This window comes from Bradyrhizobium sp. HKCCYLRH2015, assembly GCF_051168215.1.
Lineage (GTDB): Bacteria > Pseudomonadota > Alphaproteobacteria > Rhizobiales > Xanthobacteraceae > Bradyrhizobium.
This window is the reverse complement of the sequence record NZ_JBNPUO010000005.1, coordinates 1-15,834: the sequence shown is the minus strand read 5'-3', so window position 1 is coordinate 15,834 and position 15,834 is coordinate 1. Positions and strand designations below refer to the sequence as shown.

Below are 15,834 nucleotides of genomic sequence, written 5' to 3'. Positions count from 1 at the left end.
AAGGGAGATCACCGTCATGACCCGTACCGTCCGTCCCTTCCTTCTTGCGGCTGCCCTGCTCGCCTCGACTGCGCTCTCGGCGCTGGCCGGCGAGGCCGACGACCAGATCAAGGCGCCCGTGCTGCGCTCCACCGTGAACGTCACCGGCGACATCGTTCGCGTCGGCGACCTGATCGACAATGCGGGCGTCGCGGCCAACATCGCCGTCTACCGCGCGCCCGACCTCGGCACCACCGGCGTGCTGCCGGCCGCGCAGGTGATCGCGACCCTGCGCACCCACCAGGTGATCGGCGTCGAGGTCCGCGACATCAAGGAGGTCGCGGTCACGCGGCTGGCGCGCGCCGTCGATGCCAAGGAGATCGGCGCGGCGGTGGCCCAGGCGCTCGATCACCGCAACGGCCTTGGCGATGCCGCCAACCTCAGCATCAGCTTCGACCAGCCGGTGCAGGACCTCAAATTCGAGGCGTCGATGTCGGGCACGCTGGCGCCGACCAGCGTCCGGTTCGACCCACGCAGCGGCCGCTTCGACATCACCTTGGAGCTCGGCCAGGCCAATGGCGCTGGTACGACCAAGCTGCGCTACACCGGCACGGCGATCGAGACCGTCGAGGCCGTGGTGCTGACCCGCAACATCGATCGCAACGAGATGATCCGCTCCGGCGACCTGCAGACCGAGCGACGGCCGCGTGCCGAGCTCGGCGGCGGCGAACCCGCCTCGCGCGAGCTCGCGGTGGGCATGCAGATGCGCCGCCCGGCGCGCGCGGGCCAGGCGCTCAAGACCACCGACCTCGCCAAGCCCGACCTCGTGCAGCGCGACCAGGCGGTCACGCTGATCTTTCAGACCGCCGGCATCTATCTCACCACGCGCGGCAAGGCGCTGGAGTCGGGCACCGAAGGCGATGTCGTCAGCGTGCTCAATCTGCAGTCCAAGCGCACCGTGACCGGCCGCGTCTCGGGTCGCGGCCAGGTCTCCGTCGACATCGCCGTCGCCAAGCCGGCGCAGACCTCCGAAGCGGACATCGCCGCGCCCGTGGCCGTCGCCAGCCGCCTTCCCACCTCCGCCACCCCGAAAGCCGAGTAAGTTTCATGTCGAAGTTCAAGTTTGATGATCGGGGCGCATCGAGCCTGCGCCGGGTCGCGCTGATCTCGGTCTCCTTCGCGGTGCTGTCGATCGCCGGCGGATGCTCCTCGATCGACCGTCTCAGCCAGATCGGCGAGCGGCCGAAGCTGACGGAGATCGACAATCCGACCACGCAGCCGGGCTACAAGCCGGTACAGATGCCGATGCCGAAACCCGAGACCGTGTCCTACGCGCCGAACTCGCTGTGGCGTAACGGCTCGCGCGCCTTCTTCAAGGACCAGCGCGCCCGTCAGGTCGGCGACCTCCTGACCGTCACGGTCAGCATCTCCGACAAGGCCAATTTCGCCAACGAAACCCAGCGCAGCCGCACCAACAAGGAGGATTCGGGCATCACCGACTTCATCGGCGCGAAGACGCTCGGCGTGCAGGCGCAGAAGGTGCTGCCCGGCCGCATCCTGACCGCCGACGGCACCTCGTCCTCCGACGGCAAGGGCACCATCCAGCGGTCGGAGTCCCTGACCACCAGCGTCGCCGCGGTCGTGACCCAGGTGCTGCCGAACGGCAACCTCGTCGTCGAAGGCAAGCAGGAGATCCGGGTCAACTACGAGATCCGCGAGCTGATCGTGGCCGGCATCGTCCGCCCCGAGGACATCCAGAGCGACAACACCATCGACTCCACCAAGATCGCCCAGGCCCGCATCTCCTACGGCGGCCGCGGCCAGATCACCGACATCCAGCAGCCGCGCTACGGCCAGCAGGTCATGGACATCCTGCTGCCGTTCTGAGGCAAACCTCAGCATCAAGGACCGGACGGAGCGCCGCCCGGTCGCACTGGAAGCCGCCCATGCGATGACCTCGCAAGGCGCGAATCGAAACGAGGACCAGGACACACGACCGAAATCCCTCCCCAGGCGGGAGGGTCGGACAAGGGATTGGCCGAGCGCGATATGGGTCATGGCGCATGACCCCGCAGCCGCCGCCCTTCTCTGAAAACGAGCTCCCACATTGCCCTATGCGAACCTAGGCGCGGCGGGTGATGTATACGCGGCCTCCGGTAGCTCCCCTGCCGGAGGCCGTGTTCGTTTTAGTTGTCACACCCGAGCTGATGGACGCCAGCTCAAAGCGTTCCAGCGCCACCTCGGCTCACACCAACGCGGCCTCGACCACGCCGAGGCCGTCCAGCTCCATCCGTACCCGGTCGCCCGCGCCCAGCCAGATCGTCTTGACCAGGCTGCCGGTCAGGACGAGCTGCCCGGCCTCGAGCCCGTCACCACCCGCGGCGAGATGATTAGCAAGCCAGGCCAGCGCATGGACCGGATGTCCCAGCACATCCGCGCCTGTGCCCTCGCCGACCAGGGTGCCGTTGACGATGGCACGGCCCTGCACAGCGGCCAGGTCCGCCACGGCAGCGCGTGGGAGCGCCGGGCCGAGGACACAGCCGGCAGCAAAGAAATCGTCGGCGACCAGCGTCGGCGCTCCCAGCGTCTGCCATTGCACATAACGGTCGTCGACGATCTCGATCGCCGCATGACAGTCGCCGATCGCCTCGATGACCCGATCCATGGTGAACGGCGCGTCCAACGGCGGCAGGTCGTGCTCGAGCCGCACGGCGATCTCGCATTCGACGCCCACGCGGACGAAGTCGGCCGTGCGCAGTTCGACACCTGTCTGGTGAATACCGGACGCGAACACTCCGCCGGAACAGGGATGCGGAATGCCAAGATAGTCCTGCATCACCTTGCTGGTGCAGCCGATCTTGTAGCCGGCGAAGTCACCGGCCTGCTCGGCGAGCAGCCAATGGACTTCGCGCTGGATCTCATAGCCGGCCGCTTCATCCTTCGGCTGAAGCTGAGGCGGCAGAGCCCCCAGGGGCGCCCGCTGCTTGCGGGCATCCACGATCAGTCGCGCAGCGGCAAGGATCTCGTCTGCTCCCATGGCCCTTCAACTCCCCTGGCCCGCGGCCCGAACCGGCATCGCAGGATCTATGGTGAACGGATTGTTTATAAACGAGTTTTGGACTCCCATCTCAGCTTCATCAACAATTTGAGACGGCGCGGCCGCGGCGCAAGCGGCTCGTTCAACCGATTTCACGTTTCACGATACCGAGTTCGAGCAGACTTTCCGCAGTGGCGACGATCGCGTCCTCGTTGGAGCGTGGACTCCAGCCGAGCAGACGCCGCGCCTTGTCGGCGCTCGCCTCGCAATAACGCCCAAGCAGCGGCTGCACGGCGCGTAGCTGCGGCACCACCACGCCGAGCAGGCGCGCCAGCCAGTCAGGCAGCTCATGCCGTGGCACCCGTCGCCCGCCGACGCCCATCCGCGCGCGCAGGACCTGCGCGATTTCCAGCAGCGAGACGCTCCGGCCCGCCATCGCCAGGAAGCGCTCGCCGTTGGCGGCCGGGTCTGTCATCGCCCGCAGATGCAGGTCGGCGACATCGCGCACGTCGACGAGGCCAAAGCTGATGCGGGGCACGGCGGGGGCCTGGCCGGCCAGCAGCGCCTGCACCATCGCGATAGAGGTCGAGAAATCCGGGCCCAGGACAGGGCCGAGCACGGCGACCGGATTGATCGTTGCAAGCTCCAGCGCGCCGCCCTCGCGGGCGATGAACTCCCAGGCCGCGCGCTCGGCGAGGGTCTTGGACTTCGGATAGGGTTGAATGCCCGGACCATCGAGCCGGCTCCAGTCGGTCTCGTCGAACGGCCGGCGCCGCCCCTCGTGGCCGTAGCCGACCGCGGCGAAGGATGAGGTCACCACCACGCGCCTGACACCGGCATCGCGCGCCGCCCGCAGCACCCGCAAGGTGCCCTCGCGGGCCGGCACGATGAGCTCGCTCTCATCCTTGGGCACGGCGGCTGGCAGCGGCGAGGCGATGTGCAGGACATAATCGCACCCGTCGACCGCGGCCGACCAGCCCTCGTCGCTGTTGAGATCGGCGGCATGAAACGACAGCGGCCCGGTGTCGGTCGCACCGCCGCGCCGGAGCATTGTCAAAACCTCGCTTCGCCGATCGGGACTGCGCAAGGTCGCGCGGACACGGTGGCCCGCGGCCAGCAGCTGCAGGATCGCATGCGCCCCGATGAAGCCGGAGCCGCCGGTAACCAGAACCTCGCTCATCAGAATTGCGTTCTCCGGGCAGGACTCCTGGGCGCAAGGATGGCAGTGCGCGATGGCAAGGCCATGTCGGGACCCGCTGCGCTTCGCGCGCCGGCGCTCAGCTCGCTTCCGTTGCGGCCACCGAACTCTCGCCAGGCGTCCTGAGCCAGGGCAGCTCGAACTGGCAGGTCAGCCCGCTCTCGGCAAACGTCCGCTGCAGATGCCTGACGGTGCGGGTCAGCAGCCGGCTGCCGAAGCCGACCACCGGCGGCTCTGTTGCCGGCGGGCCGCCGCTCTCCTGCCAACGGACATGCAGCGCGTCCTGCGCCAGCGACCAGCTGACATCGACGTGACCGTTGGGCGTGGTAAGCGCGCCGTATTTGCTGGCGTTGCAGGCCATCTCGTGGATGACGAGCGCCAGCTGCGTCGTCAGCTCGACCGGGACCAGGACGGCGGGGCCGCTGGTCGCGAGCTGATCCGGTGTGCCGGCGAACGGCGCGACCTGGCTCCTGATGAGCACGGCGAGATCGGCGCCCTGCCAGTCGTTCTCGGCGAGGCTGGTGTGCACCGTCGCCAGCGCATGCAGGCGCGAGGTGAAATCGCGGACCTTGGCGTCGTGGCGCGGCAGCAGCTGATGCGCCAGCGACTGCACCACGGCGAGGCTGTTCTTGACGCGATGGGCGAGCTCATGCACCAGCAGCTCGCGCTTGCGGTCGGCTTCCTTCGCGGCCGTGACGTCGATGTTCACGCCGATCATGTACGGATCGCCGCCGCCCTCGCCGCCCAGCATGCGGGCGCGCGCCTCGATCCACCGGATCGAGCCGTCGGGCAGCGGCACCCGCCATTCCGAATCGAGCTCCCCGGTGATCAGCGCCTGCTTGTTGTCCCGGTCGGCACGCGCCTGATCCTCGGGATGCACCAGCGCCAGCCAGGCGTCATAGGTCCCGGGGAACGTGCCCGGCGCAAGCCCATAGAGCTCTTCGATCTCATCGGACCAGTGGCTGGCGCCGGATCTGCCGTCCCAGGTGAAGGTGCCAAGCCGTCCGTATTTCGCGGCGAGCTTGAGCTGCCCGGCCGTGCGCGACGCATCGTCCCTGGCCTGGGCGAGCATCCCGAAATTCTCCTGGATGACGCGTGCACTCTCCGCCTGCGCCCTTTCGGCCGCAGCCAGTCGGGCGTTGAGCGCCCGGACCTCCGGGGGATCGGCGGGCGCGGCCTCGCCGGGGATGGCGCTCTTGACGGCGATGCTTTCGAGCGGCCGGGCGATGCTTCGGCCGATGCCGGCCGCCAGCAGCAGCGCCAAGGCACAGATCGTCGTCGCCACGATGGTCGCGGTCTGGACCGTCGAGGAGATCGCCTGGGCGAAGGCCGCCTGCTTGATGCCGACCCCGACCGTCCAGTCGCTCAGTTGGGGACGCGCATTGGCGTTGATGACCCGATCGCCCTCGATCGACGGAAACTCCGCAATCCCCTCGGCCTTGGCCGTCGCCCGCCAGCCGGCAGACGCCGGCTGCCCGGTCGTGGTCGCGTTCTTCGGGATGCGCGAAACGTAGCGGCCCTGGCCGTCCATGATGCCGACCAGCCAGTCGGCCGGCAGCTGCTGCTGGGCCAGCAGCCGGGTGTAGCTCGCGGCCGGCATGGCAATCGAAAGGCAGCGGAACGGCTTGCCGTCCTTGAAGACGGGGACATCGACGGTCGCCACCCACGCGCCGGAGTTGGGGCCGGTAAAGATGTCCGAGATCGACGGCCGCCCCGACTGAAACGCCCGCTCCTGCGAGCGCCGGCCCTCGGGAGTGCGCTCGCCGAGCGGCTTGCCCGGCGTTGCGATGGTGTTGAGCAGCAGCCGGCCGCTGGCGTCGGACACGATGATCCAGCCTTCGCCGCTGACCGCACCGACACGGCGCGCCTCTGCCTCGAAGCTGCTGAGATCGGCAGCGCTGAGATCAGGCGACTTCGCCAGCACCTCCGCGAGCGCGATGTAGCGCCGCAGTTCGGCGTCGACGGCACCGGAGATCGTTTGCGCGGCATAGGACAGGCCGCGCCGGATCGAGGCGTCGGCAGATTGCGCCATCGACACGATGACATAGGCGATCAGCCCGACGCAGGGCAGGAACAGAATGCCGGCCAGCAGAAGGAGGCGTCCCTTGATGCTCAGGACGCCGTAGGAACGCTGCATCGTTGCCAGCGCGCCTCTGGCTATGTTCGGCTCGCCCATGATTCCCCGCGGCGTTCCGAGATGGAACCGCAGATAATTCAGCAGACGCCGAAAAGTTCCGGATGTTTGGAGAACAAAGGCGCTTGCGTTCGCTCCCGCACAGCCTGTGCGGACCGCACGAACGCGTCTCGGCCGTCAACACTGCGGCCGCACCCGGCAAGCGGCCGCAATCCCTGCTCGTTCAGGTCAGCGTCGCGATCTACTCGTCGCGATAGACCTTTTCACGCTTCTCGTGGCGTTCCTGCGCCTCCACCGACAGCGTCGCGATGGGACGGGCCTCGAGCCGCTTCAGCGAAATCGGCTCGCCGGTCTCCTCGCAATAGCCGTAGGTGTTGTCCTCGATACGCTGGAGCGCCGCGTCGATCTTGGAGATCAGCTTGCGCTGGCGGTCACGGGCGCGAAGCTCGATCGCCCGGTCGGTCTCCGACGACGCGCGGTCGGCGAGGTCCGGATGGTTCACGTTCTCCTCCTGCAGAGCCTGCAGGGTGAGCTTCGATTCCCGCAGGATCTCCTCCTTCCATGCCAGCAGCTTGGCGCGGAAATAGTCGCGCTGGCGTTCGTTCATGAAAGGCTCTTTTTCGGAAGGTTTGTAGTTCTTCAACTTTTCCAAGGTCAGCCCATCTGTACGTGCTGGCGCCGGTTTCGGCACCGGCGGACGGAATACGCCCGTTCGCGGCCGCGTTATATAGCGGCCTCATGTGACAGACAATATTTCCATCGGCACGGGCGCCCCGCCGTTCGGGCCGTTGCACAGGCAAATTCGACCCCGGCCGGCGGGACGCCGTGGATGGCCTCAGTAACCGACCGTGAAACGGGCCCGCCGGTGCGCCGGACGCTCGATTTCGTCGGCCATCGCGACCGCGAAGTCCTCGAAGGTGATGAAACTCTTGCCGTCGGCATCGACCAGCAGCTGGTCCGTTCCGAGCCGGAACTTGCCGGTCCGGGCGCCGAAATCGATCATTGCCGAGGGCGACAGGAAGGTCCAGTCGAGCTCCTTTTCCTGGCGCAGACGGTCGAGGAACGCGGCGCCCTTCACCGCTTCGGCCTTGTAGGCGGCCGGAAAGCCGGGCGTCGTCACCAGCCGCACACCCGGCGCGACCTCGAGCGAGCCGGCACCACCGACCACGAGGTAACGCGATACGCCGGAGTCCTTGGCGGCTCCGATCAGGGTCTCGACATCGCTGACCAGGAAATGGATCGCGCTGATCGCGACATCATGGCCGGCCCACAGTTTCGCCAGCGCGGCGCGGTCGTTGGCATCGCCCTGCACCGCCGTGACGTTGGCGCGCTTCTCGATCTTGTCCGGGTTGCGGGCGATGCCGGTGACCTGGTGGCCGCGGCTGGCCAGCTCGGCGGTGATACGGGATCCGGCACGGCCGGACGCGCCGGCGACGGCGATCTTCATGGGGCAGCTCCTATGTTCGAGATCACGAGGTCGGATCCGAGACTGGACGCAGCCACCTCGGTATCCGATAGTGACTAGATAGCCGAACGAACGCTGGTGTTAAGAGCGCACTTTAAGATCACCTGGTCACGCCGGAGTAACCGATGAGAGCCGCGAACGTCTACGCCGCCGACTGCCCGACCCGCCAGATCCTGGATCGCGTCGGCGACAAATGGGCCGTGCTGATCCTGATCCTGCTGCGCAACGAACCGTTGCGCTTCAATCAGTTGCGGCGGACGATCGAAGGCATTTCGCAGAAGATGCTGTCCCAGGTTCTGAAGAGCCTGGAGCGCGACGGCCTGGTGCGGCGGCGCGCGATCGCGACCGTTCCGGTCACGGTCGAATATTCGATCACGCCGCTTGGGCTGACGCTCGCCGCTGCGGTCGATCCGCTGCGCGACTGGGCCGAGCGCCATCTCAAGGAGGTCACCGCGGCGCAGCGCCGCTACGACGCGCAGCAGCCGTCGAAGGCGGCTTGAACGCGCGCGATGCGTCTCAGCCCCGCCCGGCCTTGGCGAGCTCGACCTCGACGCGCAGCTCGATCTCGGAGAGGATCGCATCCAGTCCCGGGTCACCCGAGGTCTGCTTCAGGTCGGCCGCGGCATCGCGCAGCCGCAGCGCCATCGCGGTGTCGAGCCTGCCGGACAGCAGCGACAGCTTGAGATCATCGAGCACGTCGAGCGCGCGCTTGCCGCGCTGGACCGAGCGCTTGCGGCGCTCCGCCGGCTCCTCCTCGATGCCCTGCAGCGCCAGCAGCGCATCGATGTTCGCAGTCTGCTTCGGCGCGAGCGTCGCGCGCGTGTCCTGCGTGGTGCCGGCATCAGGCAGCCTGAAGCCGCCGGACGAGGTCTTCCGCGTCGCGCTCGTCGACGAGCCCAGCGTCGTGCCTTTCGGTCCGTAGATGCGCATCGATGGCTCCCGCAAGCTTCCGCCTCTCGACGGGGAGATTGGCTCCGTCGTGGTTAACGGTGCGTAAACGGCCCGGCAAATTCTGCCGGGGCGGCAGCTTCGTTCCCCCGGCGTACCCCGGGATCGCAACAAGGCTCGCGATTGATTTCACACTCTTTCAATGAGTTAGCCCGGAGCATCGCCCTGGCACGGTGCTCGCATAGTTGATGCCGATCATGCGGTCATGGGAGTGGCCGAGTGATCACTTGAAGTGTTCGAGGGGAGCATAGGATGCGACGCGTCCGAACTACGCGCCTGTTTCAGGTCGCCTGCGCCGCCGTGCTGGCGCTGGCATCTACCGTCATGTCTGCGAATGCGACCTCGCGGATCAAGGATCTCGCCAATATCGAGGGCGTGCGCCAGAACCAGCTGATCGGCTACGGCCTCGTGGTCGGCCTCAACGGCACCGGCGATACGCTGAACAACATCCCGTTCACCAAGCAGTCGCTGCAGGCGATGCTCGAGCGCATGGGTGTCAACATCCGCGGCGCCACCATCCGCACCGGCAACGTCGCCGCAGTCATGGTCACCGGAAACCTGCCGCCATTCGCCACGCAAGGCACGCGCATGGACGTGACGGTCTCCGCGCTCGGCGACGCCAAGAACCTGCAGGGCGGCACCCTGCTCGTCACCCCGCTGCTCGGCGCCGACGGCAACGTCTATGCGGTGGCGCAGGGCTCGCTCGCGATCTCCGGCTTCCAGGCCGAGGGCGAGGCCGCCAAGATCGTGCGCGGCGTGCCGACCGTCGGCCGCATCGCCAACGGCGCCATCATCGAGCGTGAGATCGAGTTTGCGCTGAACCGGCTGCCGAACGTACGGCTTGCCCTGCGCAACGCCGACTTCACCACCGCCAAGCGCATCGCCGCCGCGATCAACGATTTCCTCGGCGTCAAGACCGCCGAGCCGATCGACCCGTCGACGGTGCAACTGAGCGTCCCGGCGGAGTTCAAGGGCAACGTCGTCGCCTTCCTGACCGAGATCGAGCAGTTGCAGGTCGATCCTGACCTTGCCGCCAAGATCGTCATCGACGAGCGCTCCGGCATCATCGTGATGGGCCGCGACGTGCGCGTGGCGACCGTCGCGGTGGCGCAGGGCAACCTCACCGTCACGATCTCCGAAAGTCCGCAGGTCAGCCAGCCCAACCCGCTGTCCCGCGGCCGCACCGTGGTCACGCCGCGCACCAGCGTCGGCGTCACCGAGGAAGGCAAGAAGTTCGCGGTCGTCAAGGACGGCGTGTCCTTGCAGCAGCTGGTCGACGGCCTCAACGGCCTGGGCATCGGTCCCCGCGACCTGATCAGCATCCTCCAGGCCATCAAGGCGGCCGGCGCGATCGAAGCCGACATCGAGGTGATGTGATGGCGACGTCCTTCATCGACTCCTATCATGGCCGCGTCGCCCTCAGCATGCCGACGGCGGCGGCGGTCACCGCGCCGCGCACCGATCTCGATCTCGCCGAGGCGCTGACCAAGGTCTCGCCCAAGGCGCAGGCCAGGGCCAAGGCGACGGCGACCGACTTCGAAGCGATGTTCCTCAACAGCATGTTCTCGCAGATGACCAGCGGCGTGAAGGGCGAAGGTCCGTTCGGCGACACGCCGGGCACGGGCGTCTGGCGCTCGATGCTGACGGAGCAATATTCCAAGAACTTCGCCAAGGCCGGCGGCGTCGGCATCTCAAACGACGTCTTCCGCACTCTCATCCTGCAACAGGCCGGCAGCAGCTCCGGCGCCAACGGCAAAGCGTAGATGTTCGCGTGACAAGCGCGTGGGCGGCAAACGCTCGCGCCGAAGGGAGTTATGAAATGACCGCACAGGGCCAGGCGAAGAAGACGACCTACACCGCCGCCACCAGCGCCGCCGAGGCACGCGCGCTCGCCGACGAGATGGTGAGCGTCATGAGCGAGCTGATCGCCGTCATCGAGCAGGAGACCGAGCTGGTCCGCGCCGGCAAACTGCGCGAAGGCATGGCGTTCGGCCCGAGGAAGACCGAGCTGTCCCGTCACTACGTCACGGCCGTGGGCCGCCTCAAGGCGAGCCAGAATTTCATGAAGCAGACCGCGCCGGAGCTGCTCGCCACCCTGCACCGTCACCACGACACCTTCCGCGCCATGCTGCAGGTGAACCTGACCGTGCTGGCCACTGCGCACGCGATCTCGGAAAAGATCGTGCGCGGCGTCAATGCCGAGGTTCAGCGCAAGAACATCCCCAGCACCTATACCGCCGGCGGCCGCCGCGCCGCCCCGGGGGCGCGGCACCTCACCCCGCTCGCCGTCAGCCGGACGCTCTGAGCCTCACCGCCAGACCCCCATCTGCATCGCAGCGCCGCGCCGCCTCACGGGCCGCGCGGCCATCGCCGCTTAACGCTCGGATAAGCTTAAAAGGCCCGGGCGAATCACAACGCGCCGTTCATCCTATTTCCTAACATAACGTTGATTGGTCATCGGCATAGTTGCAAGCGGGATGGGTTGGGAATTGACTCGATGGCCATGAGGAGGCTGCCATGAGTTCCGATTTCAGCGTAAGACCGGTAGGGACGCCAGCGTCCGTTCCGATAATTCCACCGTCGAGCCAGGCGGTGGTGAGCGCTGTTCCAACGGACCTTCCTCCCAGCCAGACCGTGACCGCGGCCGAGCCCGGCGCCCCCGTGCGCAACGACATCCCGGTCAACATCGCGAACGATCTTTCGGTGTCGCGCCAGGCCTATTACGATCGCGCCGCTGCCGCTCTGGTGTTCCAGGTGGTCAACCGCAAGACCGACCAGGTCGTGACCCAATATCCAGATGAGGCCGTGCTGCGCCGCCGGGCCTACTTCAACACGCTCGATCTGCAGAAGGATCTGCAGAAGGCGGACGTGCCGCGCGTCGTGGCGACCGATCGCACAGCCTGAGCCCCCGCGGGATCGAGCCGCTTCATTCCGCCGCCTGCACGCCGCCCCACCGGGCGGCGTTGCCGTATCGAGCGGCGCAGCTCTGGCGGATCAACTGCTCCGTATCGCGTAGGCGGTGTCGAGATAGGTCTGGCCCGAGGCGGCGTCAGTGACCACGTTCTCGATCTAGGCCTTGCCGTTGCCGGGCAGCGTGAACTTCGTATCGCCGATCCTGAACGCATTGTGCTTGATCAGCATGTCCTGATACTTGTTCACGCCGTCGCGCTGGTAGCGAACCTAGGCGTGAAAGCCCTCGACGTTGGCGATCGAGACCGTGAACGACGTCCCGTTGGCATATCTTCCGCGCCAGCCGCCCTGATGGAGCTCGGATCGACGGCCACGTATCTGCTGTTGCTTCGCGCCGTATTGAACAGGTTCGACTTGTCGGACGCAGACGGGATGCTGGCGATATCGGTCGCGATGGCGCGCCTCCCGCCCCTGCCCCTGTGGTCAGCTCCGCCCGGACAATCCCGCGGCGATGTGGCAGTTGATGTCGATCAGCGACTTGAGCTTCGCCGGATCCGGATCCATCTGCATCTCGATCGTCTGCTTCATCACGAACACGCCGATGTTTGCGATGTTCTGGCGGATGTCGAGCGGATTCGGATTGTCGTCCGCCTCCATCGCGCTCATGAAGATCGTCCACAAGCGGCGATTGAAGAGCAGAGCCTTGTACATGTTGCGATCGGGGCCATTCCAATTGGCCTGGACTTCCTGCAGCTGCCGTGCCGCCTTCAACAGAGCCTGGGCTTCGATCTCCCGTGGTGATGCCGTCGTCTGCGACGTGCGGGCATAGGCTTGAGCGGCATATGACATCAACTACTCCGGACTGACGCAGGGACACGACCAAACTGCTCAGGTTTTGTACTTTGTGTGCCTTTAAAATATGGTTAGCGGCCGTTAGCGGAATTTGTTTCGTCGCGTCACGGAGCACCGCAAATCGCTTTGTTTGGTGCACCTCTTAATTTCTTGCGAACGCGCTGATTCAAAATGTCCGGACGAAGATCGTACGTTGTTCATCCAACCCGGCGGCGCGAACTACACGAACAACGGCGTTCTCGCAGAGCTCAACTACCGCTCCCCGACATCGAACGGAGACCAGTGCCGGCACGCTCGGCATGGCCAAACGCAGAAGCGGCGGGCAAGGCCCGCCGCTTCGATGAGATATTATTCCAGCGCGTTCGCGCTCAGCGCAGGAGCTGCAGCACGCTCGCCTGCGACTGATTGGCCAGCGCGAGCGCGGAGACCGCGATCGACTGGCGGGTCGACAGCGCCTGGCTGTTGGCCGCCTCTTCGTTGGTGTCGGCCAACGTCAAGTTCGACGAGCCGGTCTGCAGCACGTTGATCAGGTTCTTGTTGAAGTCCTGACGGACCTGCACGATCGACAGGTTCGAGCCGAGCGATGACGCCTCGGAGCGGATCGCCGTCGATGCGCTGTTCAACGTCGACAGCACCTTGTTGGCCGAGTTGCTGTCGAGGAAGTCGGTTCCGACGACCAGCGCCGACAGCCCGAGACCGGTGCTGTTGAAGGTCACGCCGGTGATGTTCAGCGTGGACCGTCCGGTCTCGTTGAATACCAGCTTGAGCGTATCGCCGTTCAGCAAATTGATGCCGTTGAACGAGGCGTCCTGCGCCGTGGTGTCGATCTGCGCCAGCACGTTGTTGTACTGGGCGATCAATCCGGCGCGTGTGGTCTGCGAGTTGGTGTCGGCCACCGGCGTGGATGCGGTCACACCATTGAAGGCCTGGCTTGCCGCCGTGGAGGAGCCGGCCACCGCGCCGATCGTCGACGACGCCGATTCGTTGGTCGTCAGGATCGTGAGCTGGCCGTTCGTGCTGAGGCTTGCCTGCAGATTGTTCGCCGCAAGCGCGGTGTTGAGCTGCGCCAGAGTCGATATCTGCGAGGCGCCGGTGCCGAACGTTATGTTCGTGGCGACACCGCCTCCTGTCGAGGCTATGGTCAGTGTCTGTCCTGACAATGCAGGCGGATTGCGCGTCGTGGTTGCGGCCGTCAATCCGAGCTTGGCCAGGGCCGTGCCCGAGACCGTCAGATCCTGCGCCGTGCCTGTCGCGAGAGTTATCTGGCCGCCGCTCACAGTGGACGGCGTCGCAGTCGCACCGGTCACGGAGTCGATGGCTGCAAGAAGGTTGCTGACGGTGTCGCCGACGCCGATATTGGTGCCGGCCGAGACCGAACCGGCCACGAAGGTGAACACCACGCCGTTGACCACGAGCGTGTCGCCGGTCGTGACGCTGCTCGCCAGGTCGTTCGAGGTAGAGCTCGCCGTGCCGGACAGCCTGGTGGAGCCAGTGATCGCGACCGCCGTGCTGGTGTTGTCGTTGTTGACCGCGGAGCCGGTCACGAACTTGTTCGAGGAGCTGCCGAGCAGGTTGTTGGCCGTCGCCCCCGGAATGACCGCGGAGGTCACGCTCGACTTTGTCGTGTAGCCCGTGGGAGCCTGGAGCACCTGGCTTGCGATCGACTTGGCGCTGTCGACCAGCTTCTGCAGCGAGGTGAGACCGGTATTCGCAGCCTGGAGAACCTGGACACCGTTACCGATGCTGTCGAGCAGGTTCGCAATGTCGCTCGCGCGGTTGTTGAGCGATTGCGCGGTGAAGAATTCGGTGGGGTTATCGAGCGCCGTGTTGACCTTGTTGCCGGTGGCCAGGTTGTTTTGAGTCGTGGCCAGCAGCGATGCGGTGTTTTGCAGCGCCAGCAGGTTTTGGCGAACCGAAGCCGAGAGAACGATACCGGACATGTGTGTGAAACCTTCCTAGTTATTCACCAGGAGGTTCTAGTCCACCCACTTTTAAAACATGGTTAATGGCGCTTTAAATTTCTTGCTTAACGACTGGTTGCGATCCCTCAGCTCCACTCGCGTCCGGTTCCAGACCAGTATTGATACGGGCCGGACGGCCAAACCAGGCGAAAAAAAGCGGCGGGGTTTCCCCCGCCGCCTTGGTCGTCGAGATGCGATGCGTGCGGATCAGCGCAGCAGCTGCAGCACGCTCGCCTGCGACTGGTTGGCGAGCGACAGCGCGGACACCGCGATCGACTGGCGGGTCGACAGCGCCTGGCTGTTGGCCGCTTCCTCGTTGGTGTCGGCCAGCGTCAGGTTCGACGAGCCGGTCTGCAGCACGTTGATCAGGTTCTTGTTGAAGTCCTGACGGATCTGCACCACCGACAGGTTCGAACCCAGCGTGGACGCTTCCGACCGCAGCGTCGAGCTCGCCGAGTTCAGCAGGGTGATCACCTTGTTCGCCGAGTTGTTGTCGAGGAAGTCGGTGCCCGAGGTGAGGTTCGACAGGCCGAGACCGCCGGTGTTGAAGGTCACGCCGGTGATCGACAGCGTCGACTTGGCGGTCTCGTTGAAGGTCAGCTTCAGCGTGTCGCCGTTGAGCAGGTTGACGCCGTTGAACGAGGCGTCCTGCGCCGTGGTGTTGATCTGCGCCAGCACGTTGTTGTACTGGGAGACCAGGCTCGCGCGCTGCGTCTGCGCCGTCGCGTCGGTCACCGGAGCCGCCGCCGTCAGACCGTTGAAGGCCTGGCTGGATGCAGCCGACGTACCACCGATCGCGCCGATCGTCGCCGACGCCGCGTCGTTGGTCGTGGTGATCGAGATCTTGCCGGTGGTATCAATCGAGGCCTGCAGGTTGTTGGCTGCGAGCTGGGTATTGAGGTCGTTCAGCGACTTGATCTGCCCTGTCCCGAGACCGAATGTGACACTCGTCGCCGTGCCACCTCCTGTGGCACCGATCGTCAAGGTCTGTCCCGACAAGCCATCGCCGACGGCAGTCAGCCCGAGCTTGGCCAAGGTGCCGCTGCTGCCCGAGAGCGTCAATCCCGCCGCCGGCGGCGTCAGGGTGATCGCACCCGCGGTGATCGACGCCGTCACGCCGGTCTGGGTCTGGATCGCCGACAGCAGGTTGCTGACGCTGTCGCCGATGCCGATGTTGGTGCCGGTCGAGGACGTGCCGGTGACGAAGGTGAAGGTGGTGCCGTTGACGACCAGCGTCTCACCCGACGTGATGCCGCTGGCGAGGTCGTTCGACGAGGTGCCCGACGTACCCGACAGCTTGGTCGAGCCGGTGATCGCCGCCGGAGTCGTATTGTCGTTCTGGACGACCGA

The 15,834-nt window shown here is 66.1% G+C and carries 16 protein-coding genes; 7 read left to right on the top strand and 9 right to left on the bottom strand.

Annotated elements, in window-relative coordinates; genetic code table 11:
• The first annotated feature begins 16 nt into the window (after positions 1 to 16).
• Together flgA and flgH are read left to right on the top strand one after the other, a co-directional pair.
• Entirely contained in the window at positions 17 to 1,081 is a 1,065-nt protein-coding gene (gene flgA, locus ACQR1H_RS14080) for a flagellar basal body P-ring formation chaperone FlgA (RefSeq protein ID WP_316180435.1), read from the top strand.
• Positions 1,082 to 1,086: 5 nt separating this feature from the next.
• A complete protein-coding gene (flgH, locus tag ACQR1H_RS14075; protein ID WP_315804298.1) occupies positions 1,087 to 1,866 on the top strand; it encodes a flagellar basal body L-ring protein FlgH in 780 nt (259 codons plus the stop codon).
• A gap of 358 nt (positions 1,867 to 2,224) precedes the next feature.
• Here the strand turns inward: flgH and ACQR1H_RS14070 are convergent, their stop codons facing one another.
• The 5 genes from ACQR1H_RS14070 to ACQR1H_RS14050 form a co-directional block, all read right to left on the bottom strand.
• Entirely contained in the window at positions 2,225 to 3,016 is a 792-nt protein-coding gene (locus tag ACQR1H_RS14070) for a 2-keto-4-pentenoate hydratase (protein WP_316238736.1), read from the bottom strand.
• A 142-nt stretch (positions 3,017 to 3,158) separates the two neighbouring features.
• Positions 3,159 to 4,196, bottom strand: a complete 1,038-nt coding sequence (locus ACQR1H_RS14065; RefSeq protein ID WP_434872500.1) for an SDR family oxidoreductase — start codon at positions 4,194 to 4,196, stop codon at positions 3,159 to 3,161.
• 97 nt (positions 4,197 to 4,293) lie between these two features.
• Positions 4,294 to 6,351, bottom strand: a complete 2,058-nt coding sequence (locus tag ACQR1H_RS14060; protein WP_434872501.1) for a sensor histidine kinase — start codon at positions 6,349 to 6,351, stop codon at positions 4,294 to 4,296.
• A gap of 238 nt (positions 6,352 to 6,589) precedes the next feature.
• The gene (gene dksA / locus ACQR1H_RS14055) at positions 6,590 to 6,955 is read right to left on the bottom strand and encodes an RNA polymerase-binding protein DksA (RefSeq protein ID WP_170323279.1); all 366 of its coding nucleotides are present in this window, start codon (positions 6,953 to 6,955) and stop codon (positions 6,590 to 6,592) included.
• Positions 6,956 to 7,183: 228 nt separating this feature from the next.
• Positions 7,184 to 7,795: an NAD(P)-dependent oxidoreductase gene (locus ACQR1H_RS14050; RefSeq protein ID WP_434837863.1), complete on the bottom strand. Its 612-nt coding sequence runs from the start codon at positions 7,793 to 7,795 to the stop codon at positions 7,184 to 7,186.
• 143 nt (positions 7,796 to 7,938) lie between these two features.
• On the opposite strand from ACQR1H_RS14050, the gene ACQR1H_RS14045 reads away from it, so the two are divergent.
• On the top strand, positions 7,939 to 8,313 hold the full coding sequence (locus ACQR1H_RS14045; RefSeq protein WP_315804303.1) for a winged helix-turn-helix transcriptional regulator: 375 nt from the start codon (positions 7,939 to 7,941) through the stop codon (positions 8,311 to 8,313).
• A gap of 16 nt (positions 8,314 to 8,329) precedes the next feature.
• On the opposite strand, the gene ACQR1H_RS14040 is transcribed toward ACQR1H_RS14045, so the two are convergent.
• The gene (locus ACQR1H_RS14040) at positions 8,330 to 8,743 is read right to left on the bottom strand and encodes a flagellar assembly protein FliX (RefSeq protein WP_316180422.1); all 414 of its coding nucleotides are present in this window, start codon (positions 8,741 to 8,743) and stop codon (positions 8,330 to 8,332) included.
• Positions 8,744 to 9,013: 270 nt separating this feature from the next.
• On the opposite strand from ACQR1H_RS14040, the gene ACQR1H_RS14035 reads away from it, so the two are divergent.
• The 4 genes from ACQR1H_RS14035 (at position 9,014) to ACQR1H_RS14020 (ending at position 11,665) form a co-directional block, all read left to right on the top strand.
• The gene (locus ACQR1H_RS14035) at positions 9,014 to 10,138 is read left to right on the top strand and encodes a flagellar basal body P-ring protein FlgI (protein ID WP_315738786.1); all 1,125 of its coding nucleotides are present in this window, start codon (positions 9,014 to 9,016) and stop codon (positions 10,136 to 10,138) included.
• Complete coding sequence (gene flgJ, locus ACQR1H_RS14030; RefSeq protein ID WP_316180420.1) at positions 10,138 to 10,524, top strand: flagellar assembly peptidoglycan hydrolase FlgJ; 387 nt, start codon at positions 10,138 to 10,140, stop codon at positions 10,522 to 10,524. The genes ACQR1H_RS14035 and flgJ overlap by 1 nt, the downstream gene beginning before the upstream one ends.
• Before the next feature lie 56 nt (positions 10,525 to 10,580).
• Complete coding sequence (locus tag ACQR1H_RS14025; RefSeq protein ID WP_316180418.1) at positions 10,581 to 11,066, top strand: hypothetical protein; 486 nt, start codon at positions 10,581 to 10,583, stop codon at positions 11,064 to 11,066.
• A 212-nt stretch (positions 11,067 to 11,278) separates the two neighbouring features.
• Positions 11,279 to 11,665, top strand: a complete 387-nt coding sequence (locus ACQR1H_RS14020) for a hypothetical protein (RefSeq protein ID WP_316180416.1) — start codon at positions 11,279 to 11,281, stop codon at positions 11,663 to 11,665.
• 489 nt (positions 11,666 to 12,154) lie between these two features.
• On the opposite strand, the gene flaF is transcribed toward ACQR1H_RS14020, so the two are convergent.
• From flaF to ACQR1H_RS14005, 3 genes are all read right to left on the bottom strand, one after another.
• Positions 12,155 to 12,520 carry a flagellar biosynthesis regulator FlaF gene (gene flaF / locus ACQR1H_RS14015; protein WP_315715999.1) on the bottom strand — a complete coding sequence of 122 codons (366 nt, stop codon included), beginning with the start codon at positions 12,518 to 12,520 and terminating at the stop codon, positions 12,155 to 12,157.
• 371 nt (positions 12,521 to 12,891) lie between these two features.
• On the bottom strand, positions 12,892 to 14,463 hold the full coding sequence (locus ACQR1H_RS14010) for a flagellin (RefSeq protein WP_434907705.1): 1,572 nt from the start codon (positions 14,461 to 14,463) through the stop codon (positions 12,892 to 12,894).
• Positions 14,464 to 14,691: 228 nt separating this feature from the next.
• Positions 14,692 to 15,834: flagellin (locus ACQR1H_RS14005; protein WP_434907704.1), on the bottom strand; the 1,143-nt coding region annotated here is incomplete at its 5' end.